We start from the raw sequence: 13,888 nt of genomic DNA, 5'->3' as shown, positions 1-13,888 counted from the left end.
GCCCCCCCCCCCCCCCGTCGCGCCGCCCCCAACCGGCGCGGTGTGGCTCTCTGGTATGTTCCCCCCCCTATGTCTCCTCGGGGCGGGACTCGGCTCTGCGGTCTTGCGGCACCCGTAGCGCCGGCGGGCGGCCGCGGCCGCCTCGTACCACCGCCCCGCCCGCGCCGCGCCGCTCGCGCTGGCCCGCAAGAAGGGCCCCGCCGGCGGCACGCTCGGCCGCCTGCTCGCCATCGTGACGCGGCGGGTGAAGGATCGCGCTGTGGCTTGAGCGGAGCTTGCAGCCCGTCATTGCGAGGAGCTCGCGACAAAATTGCGCGCAATTTTGCGCTGAAGCGACGAAGCAATCCATCTATCGGTATGGGCGGAAGCATGGATTGCTTCGCTTCGCTCGCAATGACCGCGGTAGAGCCGAACGTTCGTCTCAATCACGTTTGAACCTGTGGCGCCCGCGATGTGTCCACCGTTAGCGCAGGCCCAGCGCATCCGTGCGGATGGCGCGGAATGTGGGGAGTTTGGCGAACGCGCGCATCTTGGCGCGGCTAGGTTGCCTGCATCGAACCCGGCTGCCGCGCGTCGAGTGCGACAGCTCCGTTGCGTCCAGCGGCGTCGGGTTCAATCACCACAGTGAAAGGCAGTTCCAATGGCACGTTTTCCTGTCCATACGCTCGACTCCGCCCCCGCAGCTTCGAAGTCCACCCTGCGCGAGGTGGAGGCGCGGTTCGGCATGATCCCCAACCTTGCGGCCGCGATGGCGACGTCGCCCGTGCTCGTGCAGAGCTTCATCGGCATCTTCGACAAGGTGCACGGTGGCAGCTTCTCCGAGCCGCAGATCCAGACCGTGCTGCTCACCGACGCGGTAACCAATGGCTGCGCCTGGGCGGTTGCGCTTCATTCCGCGCTCGGCTTGCAGGCCGGCCTCGATCCGCTTGATGTCGACGCGATGCGCGCCGGTCGCTCGCCTGCCAACAAGCAGCTCGGTGCGCTCTCGACATTGGCGCGGACGCTGATCGAGAAGCGCGGCCGGCTCGACGATCAGGAGATCGAGCGCTTTCTGGCGGAGGGGTTCAGCAAGGAACTGCTGCTTGAAGTGATCACCATCGTGGCGGCATCGACCATCACGAACTACACCGGCAGCGTCACCAATCCGCCGCTGGAAGCGGGATTGCAGGCGCATGCCTGGAATAGCTGAGGCGGCGCCGTGCTCCCTCTCCCCGTTCTTACGGGGAGAGGGTTGGGGTGAGGGGCTTTCTCCGCGCATGAGGGATAGCCGCGTTTGCGGAGACTCCCCCTCACCCGGAACGCATCTGACGATGCGTTCCGACCTCTCCCCGCACGCGGGGCGAGGTGAACCGCGTCCGTGCTCGGTCCAGCCTCAGCCTGCAAATCTGGCGCGGTAGTCTTGCGGCGAGGTCGACAGCAGCCGCAGGAAGCTGCGACGCATCGTCTCCTCGGAGCCGAAGCCGCAGCGTTGGGCGATGCGCTTGATCGGCAGGCGTGTCTCCGAGAGCAGATGCCGCGCGCCCTCGACCCTCAGCCGCTCGATCGCGCGTGCCGGCGTCAGCCCGGTTGCATCGGCATAGTGCCGGCTGAAGCTGCGCTCGCTCATGCCGGCCTGCTTCGCCAGCGTCGAAAGCGAGAGGTCGTCGGCGAGATGGCCGCTGATCCAGTCATGCAGCGCGCCGAACCTGTCGTCGGTCGTTTGCAGCGACAAGACTTCGCTGAACTGGGCCTGTCCGCCGGGTCGTTTGAGAAACACCACGAGATAGCGAGCGACGGCCAGCGCCGTTGCGCGGCCGAGATCTTCCTCCACCAGCGCCAACGCCAGATCGATGCCGGAAGTGACGCCGGCCGAGGTCCAGAACGATCCGTCGCGCACGAAGATCGGATCGGACTCGACGCGGACGTCGGGAAAGCGCTCGGCGAGCTCTTGCCAGAATCCCCAATGGGTCACGGCGCGCCGGCCGTCGAGAGCACCTGATGCGGCAAGCAGGAACGCGCCGGTGCAGACCGAGGCGGTGCGGCGTGCGTCTCCTGCGCGTTTGCGCACCCAGTCGACCAGCACAGCATCCGCCGTCGCGGCGTTGACGCCATCGCCGCCCGGAATCACCAGCGTGTCGACCGCGCTGCCGATGGTTGGCAATGGATGCACCGCGAGCCCGACTCCCGCTGATGCTTGGACCGTAGGGCCATCCTTCGCGACGACGCGGACGTCATATGGCTCGGCGTTGCCTGCCTTGGCCGACAGCGCGTTGGCGGACGCGAACACCTGCAACGGCCCGGTGACGTCGAGCAACTGCACTGCCGGGTAAGCCAGCACTTCGATCACGCGGCGGTCTTTTGGCGGAGAATGTGGGGGCTTTGGCGTCATCGCCGAAACGTGCCGCGCTAGATTCGCTTTGTCCATAGCGCAACGGAAGTTTGAGGGAAGTTCGATGATTACTCATGATGTACACTTGCGGATCGGATCACTGCTGTTCGAAGGCGTCGATCAAATCGACTTGACCGGGCCGTTCGAGGTGCTGTCGCGGATTCCGAATTCGACCTATCGCATCTACGCCAAGACGATGGAGCCGGTGCGCGACATCAAGGGATTGCGGCTGACGCCGGACGCCACGCTGGCCGAAGCGCCACCGCTCGATGTGCTGCACGTACCCGGTGGCTTCGGTCAGCAGGCCCTGATGGAGGACGGGGAAGTGCTCGGCTGGATCAGCCGGCAGGCGGCGGGGGCATCCCGCATCTTTTCGGTTTGCACGGGAGCGCTGATCTGCGGAGCGGCAGGCCTTCTGAAGGGGCGCAGGGCGACGACGCATTGGGCGTCGATTCATCTGCTGCCGTTCTTCGGCGCGATCCCCGTGAACGAACGCGTGGTGGTGGACGGAAGCTTTGTCTTTGCCGCCGGAGTCACGGCAGGCATCGATGGCGCATTGCGGCTCGCGGCTGAATTGCGCGGCGACGATGCCGCGCGCGCGATCCAGCTCTATATGGTGTATGCGCCGGAGCCGCCGTTCGACTGCGGCACGCCGGAGACCGCGCCACCCGAGATCCTGCAGCAGTCGCGCCAGGCCGTGCGCGCGATCACGGCGCAGCGGGAAGAGACCGCACGCCGCGTCGCTGCCAGGCTTGGAGTCGTCGTGCAGGCGGGCTGAACGCGTAGGCCTTAAGTTGTCGGCTAAGCCCTGAACTCGGAAATCGGTGTCTCTTCTAAGGCGCCACCGCGCGCTTCCATGCAGTTCGAAGCGTCATCCCGTTGGGAGTTTTGGGATTGTCGAATTTGAGCTCGTCCGAGGTCAACAGGGTAATGGTTCTCTTCTGATCGGGAATGGCGGCGACGTTCGCATAGGTGCTGGCGGCCAGGTTCACGGACATCACCTTCGTACTCTCGTCAATCACGTAGGTGCCGTAGTATGCGATGCTGGATGCCACGATGCCTTGTGCTTCCTCGGGCGTGGCTTTCGCCCGGTCACTGGCTGCAATTTTCGGAATCTCGGCGCGCGACTGGAACAGCGAGAAGTGCCCGTCGTTCGAGAAAATGATGACGCCCTTTGGGGATGGACCAAAGGGCTCTCCCTTCTTGCCGTCATCCATCTCACTGACGACCGATACGAGGGTCCATGCTCCGACAATTTGGTCCTTGGCTGTCTTTTGTTGAGCAAGGGCTGCGCCTGATACGGCGAGGCCAAGACCAATGGCGAGAAAGATCCTGTTCATATAGCGCTCCACGCTGAAAATTGATTTTTGAACCTGCGTAGCGATTGTGCGCAACCAACCCCGCCAAAAACAAGGTCTCAGGCTGCGTTTCCATGCGCCTGGGGCGGAGGTGATGAGTCACGCTCTAGTTCCCCGGCTCGAAGCTGCAATCGGCGCCGCCGCCGGCCTTGTCCTTGATCGCTGCCGGGTCGAGCGTGCAGGACAGTTTCGACAGCGCCTCAAAGATCGTGCCGGCGGCGCCGTCGGCGGGCACGCCGGCGAGCGCCACGGTGGCGAAGATTGCGTTGGCTCCGCTTCCCTTCACGGTGTGGGTCTTGCTGCCGAAGGTCAGCTCGCAGGAGCGCGAGGTGATGGCGACATTGCTGGCGCGGCACACCACCTTGTCCGCGGTGACGACGATCTTCTTGCTGATGCGGACATTGCTGTCGCCGTTGAAGAACGCGGCGACCGCCTTCCTCTCCTTGGCCGGCAGCGAAGAGTAGGGCGCCACGACGCCGGCCAGCGCCAGCGCGACCGAGCCGGACGTGGTCGCTGGTGCGGCCCAGGCCGCTGACGAGGCCAGCGACAATGAACATGCGAGGATCGTCAGTCGGCCCGGTCTCATTCCCATCTCCTGCCCATCTCCTGAAACGCTCTTTTCGCGACGTGGAATCGCTAGCACGTCTGGTGGTCTCAATGGGTGACGCCCTTCACATGCTGTCCTGCAACTTCGCGTGAGGCCGGATGCGCGTACAGGGCAGGGCGGCCCCGCGTCGACCCGCTTGCACGATCGCGCCATCGGCGGCACAGTCCGCTCTGCGGCAGCGATGCCGCCAACAATGAAGACCAAGACAATCCCGGGGAACGCCATGGCGGCCACGCGCATCGATTGCGACATCCATCCCGCGGTGGGGGGAACGCGCACCACGCTGCTGCCCTATCTCAGCGATCACTGGAAGGAACAGGTCGTCAGCCGCGCCATCGACGGGCTCGACCTCAATTCCTATCCGCCGTCGATGCCGCTGTCCGGCCGTGCCGACTGGCGGCCGGCCGACGGCCGCAAGCCGGGCAGCGATCTCGCCATGGTGCAGCGCGGCGCTTTCGACCAGCTCGGCGCCAGCCACGCCATCTGCAATGTCGTCTACGGCGCGCAGGCGGTGTTCGATCCCTACATGGCGGCGGACTTCTGCAAGGCGATCAACGACTGGATCGCGGCCGAGTGGCTCGCCAGGGACACGCGGCTGCGCGCCTCGATCGTGGTGCCGATCCAGGCGCCGGATCTCGCAGTCGAGGAGATCGAGCGCCGCGCCGGCGACAACCGTTTCGTCTCCGTGCTGGTGCCGTCGCAAAACGAGATGCTGCTCGGGCGGCGGCACTATTGGCCGATCTATCAGGCCGCCGAAAAATACAGACTGCCGATCGCGATCCACGCCGGCAGCGCCTATCGCGGCGCGCCGAGCTCGATCGGCTGGCCGTCTTATCGCTACGAATATTATCTAGCCGAAGCGCAGGCGTTCCAGGCGCAGACGCTGAGCCTGATCTATGAGGGCGTGTTCGGGAAGTATCCCGGATTGACGGTCGTGCTGATGGAATCGGGCGTCAGCTGGCTGCCCGCCTTCATGTGGCGCGCCAACAAGACCTGGCGCGGCGTGCGCGTCGAGGTGCCGTGGGTGGAGCGCGAGCCGGCCGCGATCATCCGAGACCATTTCCGCGTCACCATGCAGCCGTTCGACGCGCCGATGGATGCAACCGGTGTTGCCGATATCATCGACCAGATCGGTTCCGACAAGATGTTCCTGTTCGCGTCCGACTACCCACACTGGCAGTTCGACGGCGACGATCCGGTCCCGCCGCATCTGCCTGACAGTCTCGTCAGGCGGATGTGCGAAGACAATCCGTTGCAAACATTTCCACGGCTGAAGTTGAACTCTTAGCGCATGATCCGGAAAAGTGGGAACCGGTTTTTCCGACAAGATCATGCGCAAACAAAATGGAGGATCGCATGAGTGACGTCATCGACCGCCCGATGCTCGACCAGGAGAAGTCCGCCGCGACACGGCTGAAGATCATCGATTGCGACATCCATCCGAGCATTCACTCGCACAGCGATCTCAACGAGTTCCTGCCGAAGCGCTGGCAGCAGCATCTGAAGGAATATGGCAGCCACCTGCGCACGCCCTATATCGGCACCACGCCGTATCCGCGCTCCTCGCCGCTGATCGCGCGCCGCGACGCATGGCCGCCGACCGGCGGCGTGCCGGGCTCCGATCTCGATTTCATGCGCAAGCAGCATCTCGATCCGTTCGACGTCGAGTTCGGCATCCTTCAGGTGCTCGACCTCTTCATCTTCTCGCAGCAGAATTTGGAATTCGGCGCCGCGATCCAGCGCGCCATCAACGACTGGCAGCTCGCCTTCTGGGCGCATCGCGATCCCAGGCTGAAGGCCTCGATCCTGGTCGGGCAGGACGGCTCCGACCTCGGCCTCGCCGAGATCGAGCGCTGCGCCAAGACGGGTGAATACATCCAGATCAACGTCTCGCCGCGTGCCAACGAGCCGCTCGGCCGCCGCCGCTACTGGCCGATCTATGAACGCGCGCAAGAACTCGATTTGCCGCTCGGCATCCATGTCGGCGGCTATGGCGGGCACGCACCGACCGGCGGCGGCTGGCCGTCCTATTATTGCGAGGAGCACCAGTCGAACGCGCACACGGTGGCCTCGAACCTCACGAGCCTGGTGCTGGAAGGTGTTCCCGAGCGCTTCCCGAAACTGAAGATCGTGTTCATCGAGGGCGGCTTCGGCTGGATCCCCGCGACGATGTGGCGGATGGATCAGCATTTCGAGCGCTTCCGCAGCGAGGTGCCGCATCTCAAGCGCAAGCCGAGCGAATATGTGAAGTCTCATTTCTGGTTCACGACCCAGCCGATCGACGAGCCCGATGAAGCCAGGCATCTGCGTCAGCTGATCGAGTGGGTCGGCATCGACCGGCTGCTGTTCTCGTCGGACTATCCGCATTGGGACTATGACGACGCGCGCTACGCCTTCAAGACGCCGCTGACGGAGGCTGAGCGGCGCAAGATCTTCAACAGCAACGCCCGCGCGGTTTATAAATTCTAGGGGCACAAATGAATTTGCTCCGCACTCCGCTCCACCTCGCCCCGCGTGCGGGGAGAGGTCGGAACGCATCGCTAGATGCGTTCCGGGTGAGGGGGAGCCTCCGCAAGCACTGCTATCTCCGAATGTGCGGAGGCAGCCCCTCACCCCAACCCTCTCCCCGTAAGAACGGGGCGAGGGAGTGCACCGCTGTTGCGGTCAATACGCTAGGATCGAGATGACTCGTCACATCGTCGCGCGCACCAGCGAGATTCCCGCCGGCGGCAACAAGGTGTTCGGCCTCGAGGGCCGCGACATCGTCGTGTTCCACGTCAATGGCGAGTTCTTTGCGCTGCTCAATCGCTGCCCGCATGAAGGCGCGCCGCTGGAGAAGGCGGCCTGCGTCGCGCGCCTGACGTCGCCGGAGCCCGGCATCTACCAGCGCGACCGCGTGGGCGAGATGCTGCGCTGTCCGTGGCACGGCTGGGAATTCGACATCCGCAACGGCCAGTCATGGTTCGATCCGACGCGGTTCAGGATCCGCTCCTATCCGGTCGCGGTCGAAAGTGGTGCGGAATTGCAGAAGGGGCCGTATGTCGCCGAGACCTTTCCGGTGCAGATCGAGGACGATTACGTGATCGTCGAGGTGTAACGGCACTTCGGTGTTATTGCAAAATATGCAATAATGAAGTTACAACAACGGCGATTATAATAATAGATGCAATGCGCCATCTTGAGTTCGCGATCGGGATAACCCCGTCCACGACATCAGGAACGGCACCATGAAGCTCTATCACTTTGCACTTTCCGGCCACGCGCATCGCGCGCGGTTGTTCATTTCTCTGCTGGGAATCCCGCACGAGCTGGTCGATGTCGACCTCAGGTCCGCCGCGCAGAAGACGCCGGAATTCCTCGCGCTCAATCCGTTCGGCCAGGTGCCGGTGCTCGACGATGACGGCATCATCATTGCCGATTCCAACGCGATCCTGGTCTATCTCGCGACCAAGCTCGGCCGCACCGACTGGCTGCCGCAGGATGCGAAGGGCGCTGCGGCCGTGCAGCGCTGGCTGTCGGTCGCTGCCGGCGACCTCGCGTTCGGACCCGCCGCGGCGCGGCTCGTCACCGTGTTCGGCGCGAAGTTCAATCCGGAAGACGTGATCGCGCGCGCGCATGTGCTGCTGAAGCGGCTCGAAGCCCATCTCGCCGGTCGCGATTGGCTGGTCGGCACGCAGCCGACGATCGCCGATGTGGCGCTCTACAGCTATCTGTCGAGCGCGCCCGAAGGTAACGTCGATCTCTCCGGCTATGTCAGCGTCAACGCGTTCCTGCGCCGGATCGAGGCATTGCCGGGCTTCGTGCCCTTTGCCAAGACATCAGTCGGTCTGGCGACTGCTGCGTGATCTGCCGATCGGGCGTGCCCCGCCGGCACGCCCGTCCAACCCCCGCAAGGGAGGGCGATGCGATGAGCGACAGGCGAACCAAGAGCAAGCTCGCGGCCTGGCATGCCGGCGAAAAGGCGATCCAGCAGAGGGTCGGTGTTGCCGAGAAGATGGAGGCCGTCGGCCAGCGCGCGGTGCGGGATTTCATGCCCGACCAGCATCGCGACTTCTTCGCGCAGATTCCGTTCATCGTCGTCGGCAGCGTGGACCGACGTGGCGACGCATGGGCCTCGCTGCTGGCCGGCCGGCCCGGCTTCATCTCATCGCCGACACCGCGCAGCCTCGCGATCGATGCGCGGCCTGACCCCACCGATCCCGTCAGCGAGGGCATGCGCGAGGACGATGCGATCGCACTGCTGGGAATCGAACTGCACACAAGGCGCCGCAACCGAGCCAACGGGCTACTTGGTGCATCGTCGGGCAAGGCGCTCAGCTTCGAGCTCGATCAGAGTTTTGGCAACTGTCCGCAATACATCCAGCTGCGCGATTTCGCCTTCGTGCGCGAGCCGGGCGAGCCGTTCACGGGAGCGATCGAGGAGAGCGCGACGCTCGATCAGGCCGCGCGCGACACGATCGCGGCGGCGGATACGTTCTTCGTGGCGTCCTACACCGAGCGCGAGGACCGCCGCCAGGTCGACGTCTCGCATCGTGGCGGCAGAGCCGGTTTCGTTCGCGTCGCCGCCGACGGCACGCTGACGATCCCGGATTTCGCCGGCAATCTGTTCTTCAACACGCTCGGCAACATCCTGGTCAACGGTAAGGCCGGGCTCGTGTTCGTCGATTTCGAGAGCGGCGACGTGCTGCAACTGACCGGCGATGCCGAGGTGATCCTGGACTCGCCGGAGATCGCCGCGTTCCAGGGCGCCGAACGGCTCTGGAGTTTTCGTGCCCGTCGCATGGTGCGCCGGCGCGGCGCGCTGCCGCTGCGCTGGGCATTCCGGGCCGAGGGCTGGTCGCCCAATGCACTGATGACCGGCGACTGGATGCAGGCCGCCGACCGCATCCGCGCAGCCGAACTTGCGAGGCAGTGGCGTCCGTTCAAGGTCACCAAAATCGTCGACGAGAGCCGCTCGATCCGGTCGTTTCATCTGCAGCCGGACGACGGGGCCGGACGGCTTCCGCACCGGGCTGGACAGCATCTGCCGATCCGCTTGTCGATCCCGGGCGCGGACAAGCCTGTCATCCGCACCTATACGCTGTCGGTCGCGCCGTCGGACGGCATGTACCGCATCAGCGTTAAGCGTGATGGTCTGGTATCGCAGCATCTCCATGACAATATCCGTGTCGGCGACATCATCGAGGCGCGTGCGCCGGGCGGCGGCTTCACGATCGATGCCCGCGAGAAGCGGCCCGCCGTGCTGCTCGCCGGCGGCGTCGGTATCACGCCGATGCTCGCGATGCTGCGTCACGTGGTTTATGAGGGGCTGCGCACCCGCGGCATCCGGCCGGCATTCCTGTTTCAGGCCGCGCATGCCAAGCAGGATCGCGCCTTCGGCGACGAGTTGCAGCAACTCGCCGACGCCGTCCGTGGTGCGGTGCGGATCACCCGCGTGCTCGGTGACGTTGACGGCGCCGAGCAGGGCACCGACTACGACGCCGCAGGGCGGATCGACATGCCACTGCTGTCGCGCGTCCTGCCGTTCAACGATTACGACTTCTATCTGTGTGGGCCGCCGCAATTCACCCAATCGCTCTATGACGCCCTGCGTAGCTACAACATCGCCGATGGCAGGATTCACGCCGAAGCTTTCGGCCCTTCGTCGCTGGTGAGGAAGCTGGATGTCGTCGAAGCGGCGCCGCCGCGCCGGCCGCCCGCGACCACGCCGGTCCCGGTCGCCTTCACCGCATCGATGAAGGAAGCGCGCTGGACGCCGGAATCCGGAACGCTGCTTGAGTTCGCGGAAGCACGCGGCCTCAGCCCCGCCTTCAGCTGCCGGGAAGGCAATTGCGGAAGCTGCCGAACCAGATTGCAGGCCGGCGCGGTGACCTATCTGAAGGAGCCGACCGCCGAGGTGGCCGATGATGAGGTGCTGATCTGCTGCGCCGTGCCGGCGAAGCCGGAGGGCGATGGCGAGAACCGGGTCCAGCTGGATCTTTGATCGGCCGTGCCAAGCTTGCGCAGCGTTACGCGGCTCGTCAGCCCATGCTGCCCGGCATGAAGCAGCGCGGCTTTGGGTGACCGTTCAGGTAATACGGCCAGACCATGGTGTGGCCGGCACGATTGGGCCCGGTGACGACGGCCTCATCGGGAACGTCGATCCACTCACCTTCGAGGCGCACACGGTAGTGGCCGTCCTTGGTGTCCCAATCTGCGTCGTCGACGCGCGTCGCGTCGCTGCCGTCGCAGCAGGGCCCTTTTCCGCTGTGCAGGCTCTCATACCAGCCGTTCAACTCGGGATGGTCGTGATCATGGGCCCGGGCCGGGCCGATCGCCGGCATCGACAGCAGGGCGGCGAGTGCAAAGAGCGTCGCATGCCAAAACGATTTGTTCATCTGGTTCCCAATCCCGGAAGCCCATGTCAGCCAATCCGGAAGTGGTCATCAACTTCAGTTCATCAATAAGATGATCTGTATCATATAAATCACATTCATGAGAGGACGCGGAGTCAGGTCGGAAGGTCGAGCTCAAGCAAGCAGGCCCATGACCTGGTCGATCACGGCCTTCACTTGCTTCGAATCCGGCCTCTGGTGCGCAAGCGCCAGCAGCCCCGCATGCACCACCATGATCGTGTGTGCGGTGATGTCCGGGTCAAATCCCTTCCTGAACTCGGCACGATCGGCTCGCAGGCGCGCGCGCAGCAGCTCTTCGAGGCGCCGGTTGTAGCGCTCGATGCTCTTGCGGACCTCGGCCTGGTCGAGCGAGCCGTCGGTCGCGGAATTGATCGACAGGCAGCCGTGCTGTCCCCTCTCACCCGAGCAATACGGGATGAAACCGGTGAGCCACTGCCTGATCGCCTCGCGCCCCGGCCCCGGCTGCGCCAGGGTCCGCTCGGCCCAGCCCAGGATGCCGTCGTGATAGCGGTCCAGCACTTTCAGGAACAGCGCGTTCTTGTCGCCGAAAGCCGCGTACAGGCTGGGCTTCGCGATACCGCTCGCCGCCGTGATCTCGTCGAGCGAGGTCGCCTGAAAACCCTTCCGCCAGAACACCTGACGGGCGATCTCCAGAACGTCGTCCGGATCGAAGCTGCGCGGCCTTGCCATGCCGCTGTTTTATGTACTCCTGCGTCGGATGTGAAGCCTTCACCTTGCTGTGAAGCCATTCCGGGCCATTGACGCGAGCTCAATTCTGTACTTACAAGTACATAACGAAATCGGGAGATGATGCCATGAAAGCAGTGCAGGTTGTTGCATTCGGACGTCCGGCGGACGTGGTGAAGCTGAACGAGGTGGCGGACACGGGCAGCCCCGGGCCCAACGAGGTGGTGGTCGCGGTCGAGGCCGCACCGATCAACAACTCGGACTTCATGATCATGGCCGGACGCTACGGCTATCTGCCGACACCGCCGGCGACGCTCGGAATCGAGGGCGTCGGACGGGTGATCGCCGCGGGATCGCAGGTGACGAATCTGAAGGTGGGTGACCGCACCTTGATTCCGTTCACGGTCCCGACCTGGACCGAACGCGTCAGGTTCACGGCATCATGGCAGCGGCCGCTGCCCGAGGCTGCCAATATCAAGCAGTTGTCCATGATCGGGGTCAACCCGGCCACGGCCTATCTGTTGCTGACCGATTTCATGAAGGTGCCGCGCGGCGGCTGGGTGATCCAGAACGGCGCCAATTCCGCGACCGCGCGGGCGGTGATCGCCGTTGCGAAGTCGCTGGGGGTGAAGACGGTCAACGTCGTCCGACGCGAGGATGTCGTTGACGAGGTCAAGTCGGCCGGCGGCGATATCGTTTTGGTGGATGGGCCCGATCTCGCCAAGCGCGTCGCCAAGGAGACCGGCGGATCGCCGATCCTGTTGGCGCTGGACGTTGTCGGCGGCGCCTCGACGTTGAACTTGATGAACTGCCTGGCGGCCAAAGCCGTGCTCGTCATCTACAGTGCGATGAGCGGACAGCCGTTCTCCGGCTCGGCCTTGAGCGTGATCTTCAACGAGGTGTCGGTGCGCGGCTTCTGGCTCGGCCATTGGGGCAAGACCGCGACCGATCAAACGTTGGCGACAATGTACGACCATCTCGTGCCGATGGTTGCCTCCGGCGCAATCAGCGCGCCGGTCGTCGGGAGCTACCGCCTGGAAGATTTTTCGCAGGCGATCGCGCAGGCGTCAGCGTTCAAGGGCAAGGTCATCTTCACGCCGAACCAGGCTTGATCGGGAATTCGCGCGCCTTGCCGAGGCGCGCGCCGGTTCTGTGTCCGGGCCGGAGGGGCGTGTTGCTCAAGCGTGCTCCCCGGCCCGCTGCGGCAGGATGAAGACCAGGGCGGCGATCGCAACGGCAAGCGCGACAGATGCCGTGTAGCGGCTGAGGGCAAGGCCGCCGTGATCGAGCGGCTTGTCGAGGAAATCGCCGACGGTGGCGCCGAGCGGCCTGGTCAGGACGAAGGCAATCCAGAACAGAACCGTGTGCGACACGCGGGTCCAGAGATAGGCCGCAGCAACGATGGCGATGCCGGCAGCGAACACGATGGCGCCTTCGCCATAGCCGAGGCCGGTGAAGTCGGCCATCCAGTCGCCGAGCGCGGTGCCAAGCGTCTGCGAGAACAGGATCGTGACCCAGTAGAAGGTCTCAGCCGTCTTGTTGTCGATCGATGCGATCGAGACCGTTCCCATGGTGCGATGCCATGCGGCGAGCGACACAACCAGCAGTCCGGCGAGCAGCGATGAGCCGCCGAGATATCCGATCCCCAGCGAGCGGTCGACGAAATCGGCAAAGGTCGTGCCGACGGTCGTCGTCGCGATGATCACCGTCCAGTACAGCAAGGGATGAAAGCGCTTCGCGGCCATCTGCGCCGCAACGGCAATTGCGAAGATGACGGCGAAGATCGCGGTGCCGACGAGATAGCCGAGATTCATCGACATCGTGACGGCGTCGCCGCCGGTCTCGCCGAGCGTCGTGGCGAGAATCTTGATGACCCAGAAGCCGAGCGTGACGGCGGGAACCTTGCCCGCGCGGTCATTGGTGGCATCGACGTGCAGCATTTGCATGAGGGGCGTCACTCCAGGAGACGTCGCCGGCGGACGATACCGCCGGCGGATGGTCGAATGATGGACGGAGAGATCAGGCCTTCATCTGGTCCATGATCGACAGCAACTCGGCGAGTGCCTTCTTGCATTTGGCGGCATCCGGATTGGTCTCACGCATTGCCTCGAGCGCGCGATCGATCGCCTTGTCGACCGTGTGCCAGTCCGCAGCGGCGCGCGGCTTCAAGCCGGCTTCCGCTTCGTCCCATTTGGTCTCGAGATCCTTGATCCGCGTCTTGGCGCCGGCGAGGTCACCCTTGTCGACCATTTCAGCAACATCGGCGGCGATGCTGCGAAACGGCGTCAGGTCGCCGAGCCTGGAGGCGGCTGCGTGTGCGCGCGGCAGTAGCAGCAGGCGTCCGCTGGCATCGGGGAGCGGTTGGACTACAGCGAGTGCAAGAATTGCCGTCGCAAGTCCGAGTGTCGTCTTGTTCATCGTGGTTCTCCTGTTGTGGGGGTGGTTCGTTCGTCGCCCGTCCGAACGCACGCCG

General features: G+C 64.5%; 15 protein-coding genes. 8 read left to right on the top strand and 7 right to left on the bottom strand.

The features are described 5' to 3' along the window. Positions 1–640 precede the first annotated feature (640 nt). Positions 641–1,189 (top strand): carboxymuconolactone decarboxylase family protein, encoded by a 549-nt coding sequence (locus FNJ47_RS24705; protein WP_163157781.1) that lies wholly within the window; start codon positions 641–643, stop codon positions 1,187–1,189. Positions 1,190–1,372: 183 nt separating this feature from the next. Here the strand turns inward: FNJ47_RS24705 and FNJ47_RS24700 are convergent, their stop codons facing one another. Further along, the gene (locus tag FNJ47_RS24700) at positions 1,373–2,323 is read right to left on the bottom strand and encodes a GlxA family transcriptional regulator (RefSeq protein WP_430649413.1); all 951 of its coding nucleotides are present in this window, start codon (positions 2,321–2,323) and stop codon (positions 1,373–1,375) included. A 109-nt stretch (positions 2,324–2,432) separates the two neighbouring features. Between FNJ47_RS24700 and FNJ47_RS24695 the strand changes: the two genes are divergently transcribed. Next, positions 2,433–3,146, top strand: a complete 714-nt coding sequence (locus tag FNJ47_RS24695) for a DJ-1/PfpI family protein (RefSeq protein ID WP_163157777.1) — start codon at positions 2,433–2,435, stop codon at positions 3,144–3,146. A gap of 55 nt (positions 3,147–3,201) precedes the next feature. On the opposite strand, the gene FNJ47_RS24690 is transcribed toward FNJ47_RS24695, so the two are convergent. Together FNJ47_RS24690 and FNJ47_RS24685 are read right to left on the bottom strand one after the other, a co-directional pair. Next, complete coding sequence (locus FNJ47_RS24690) at positions 3,202–3,708, bottom strand: lipocalin-like domain-containing protein (protein ID WP_163157774.1); 507 nt, start codon at positions 3,706–3,708, stop codon at positions 3,202–3,204. Between the two features lie 124 nt (positions 3,709–3,832). Continuing rightward, a complete protein-coding gene (locus tag FNJ47_RS24685; RefSeq protein WP_163157773.1) occupies positions 3,833–4,312 on the bottom strand; it encodes a hypothetical protein in 480 nt (159 codons plus the stop codon). A 244-nt stretch (positions 4,313–4,556) separates the two neighbouring features. Between FNJ47_RS24685 and FNJ47_RS24680 the strand changes: the two genes are divergently transcribed. The 5 genes from FNJ47_RS24680 to FNJ47_RS24660 all read left to right on the top strand — a co-directional run bounded on the left by FNJ47_RS24680 (position 4,557) and on the right by FNJ47_RS24660 (position 10,316). Then, complete coding sequence (locus tag FNJ47_RS24680; RefSeq protein ID WP_163157797.1) at positions 4,557–5,621, top strand: amidohydrolase family protein; 1,065 nt, start codon at positions 4,557–4,559, stop codon at positions 5,619–5,621. Between the two features lie 68 nt (positions 5,622–5,689). Next, on the top strand, positions 5,690–6,802 hold the full coding sequence (locus FNJ47_RS24675) for an amidohydrolase family protein (protein WP_163157771.1): 1,113 nt from the start codon (positions 5,690–5,692) through the stop codon (positions 6,800–6,802). 214 nt (positions 6,803–7,016) lie between these two features. Then, on the top strand, positions 7,017–7,430 hold the full coding sequence (locus tag FNJ47_RS24670; RefSeq protein WP_163157769.1) for a Rieske (2Fe-2S) protein: 414 nt from the start codon (positions 7,017–7,019) through the stop codon (positions 7,428–7,430). A gap of 130 nt (positions 7,431–7,560) precedes the next feature. Further along, a complete protein-coding gene (locus FNJ47_RS24665; RefSeq protein ID WP_163157767.1) occupies positions 7,561–8,178 on the top strand; it encodes a glutathione S-transferase family protein in 618 nt (205 codons plus the stop codon). Between the two features lie 62 nt (positions 8,179–8,240). After that, positions 8,241–10,316 (top strand): FAD-binding oxidoreductase, encoded by a 2,076-nt coding sequence (locus FNJ47_RS24660; RefSeq protein ID WP_163157765.1) that lies wholly within the window; start codon positions 8,241–8,243, stop codon positions 10,314–10,316. Positions 10,317–10,353: 37 nt separating this feature from the next. On the opposite strand, the gene FNJ47_RS24655 is transcribed toward FNJ47_RS24660, so the two are convergent. Then, positions 10,354–10,710: a hypothetical protein gene (locus tag FNJ47_RS24655; RefSeq protein ID WP_175068414.1), complete on the bottom strand. Its 357-nt coding sequence runs from the start codon at positions 10,708–10,710 to the stop codon at positions 10,354–10,356. Positions 10,711–10,842: 132 nt separating this feature from the next. Beyond that, positions 10,843–11,418 carry a TetR/AcrR family transcriptional regulator gene (locus tag FNJ47_RS24650; protein ID WP_163157763.1) on the bottom strand — a complete coding sequence of 192 codons (576 nt, stop codon included), beginning with the start codon at positions 11,416–11,418 and terminating at the stop codon, positions 10,843–10,845. A 125-nt stretch (positions 11,419–11,543) separates the two neighbouring features. Here FNJ47_RS24650 and FNJ47_RS24645 point away from each other — a divergent pair, with 125 nt between their 5' ends. Beyond that, positions 11,544–12,527 carry a zinc-dependent alcohol dehydrogenase family protein gene (locus tag FNJ47_RS24645; protein ID WP_163157761.1) on the top strand — a complete coding sequence of 328 codons (984 nt, stop codon included), beginning with the start codon at positions 11,544–11,546 and terminating at the stop codon, positions 12,525–12,527. A gap of 66 nt (positions 12,528–12,593) precedes the next feature. Here FNJ47_RS24645 and FNJ47_RS24640 read toward each other — a convergent pair whose 3' ends face one another. Together FNJ47_RS24640 and FNJ47_RS24635 are read right to left on the bottom strand one after the other, a co-directional pair. After that, positions 12,594–13,361: a COG4705 family protein gene (locus FNJ47_RS24640; protein WP_206685348.1), complete on the bottom strand. Its 768-nt coding sequence runs from the start codon at positions 13,359–13,361 to the stop codon at positions 12,594–12,596. Positions 13,362–13,434: 73 nt separating this feature from the next. Beyond that, positions 13,435–13,833 (bottom strand): hypothetical protein, encoded by a 399-nt coding sequence (locus FNJ47_RS24635; protein ID WP_163157759.1) that lies wholly within the window; start codon positions 13,831–13,833, stop codon positions 13,435–13,437. Positions 13,834–13,888: the final 55 nt, after the last annotated feature.

The sequence above is a fragment of the Bradyrhizobium uaiense genome (genome assembly GCF_010811875.1).
Lineage (GTDB): Bacteria > Pseudomonadota > Alphaproteobacteria > Rhizobiales > Xanthobacteraceae > Bradyrhizobium > Bradyrhizobium uaiense.
Note: the sequence above shows the minus strand (reverse complement) of the source record. Positions and strands in the feature narration are given on the sequence as shown.

Coding starts and splice junctions, on each gene's coding strand:
- FNJ47_RS24670 (WP_163157769.1), top strand. CDS start 7,017: ATGACTCGTCACATCGTCGCGCGCACCAGCGAGATTCCCGCCGGCGGC.
- FNJ47_RS24650 (WP_163157763.1), bottom strand. CDS start 11,418: ATGGCAAGGCCGCGCAGCTTCGATCCGGACGACGTTCTGGAGATCGCC.
- FNJ47_RS24705 (WP_163157781.1), top strand. CDS start 641: ATGGCACGTTTTCCTGTCCATACGCTCGACTCCGCCCCCGCAGCTTCG.
- FNJ47_RS24695 (WP_163157777.1), top strand. CDS start 2,433: ATGATTACTCATGATGTACACTTGCGGATCGGATCACTGCTGTTCGAA.
- FNJ47_RS24675 (WP_163157771.1), top strand. CDS start 5,690: ATGAGTGACGTCATCGACCGCCCGATGCTCGACCAGGAGAAGTCCGCC.
- FNJ47_RS24640 (WP_206685348.1), bottom strand. CDS start 13,361: ATGCAAATGCTGCACGTCGATGCCACCAATGACCGCGCGGGCAAGGTT.
- FNJ47_RS24655 (WP_175068414.1), bottom strand. CDS start 10,710: ATGAACAAATCGTTTTGGCATGCGACGCTCTTTGCACTCGCCGCCCTG.
- FNJ47_RS24635 (WP_163157759.1), bottom strand. CDS start 13,833: ATGAACAAGACGACACTCGGACTTGCGACGGCAATTCTTGCACTCGCT.
- FNJ47_RS24645 (WP_163157761.1), top strand. CDS start 11,544: ATGAAAGCAGTGCAGGTTGTTGCATTCGGACGTCCGGCGGACGTGGTG.
- FNJ47_RS24685 (WP_163157773.1), bottom strand. CDS start 4,312: ATGAGACCGGGCCGACTGACGATCCTCGCATGTTCATTGTCGCTGGCC.
- FNJ47_RS24680 (WP_163157797.1), top strand. CDS start 4,557: ATGGCGGCCACGCGCATCGATTGCGACATCCATCCCGCGGTGGGGGGA.
- FNJ47_RS24690 (WP_163157774.1), bottom strand. CDS start 3,708: ATGAACAGGATCTTTCTCGCCATTGGTCTTGGCCTCGCCGTATCAGGC.
- FNJ47_RS24665 (WP_163157767.1), top strand. CDS start 7,561: ATGAAGCTCTATCACTTTGCACTTTCCGGCCACGCGCATCGCGCGCGG.
- FNJ47_RS24660 (WP_163157765.1), top strand. CDS start 8,241: ATGAGCGACAGGCGAACCAAGAGCAAGCTCGCGGCCTGGCATGCCGGC.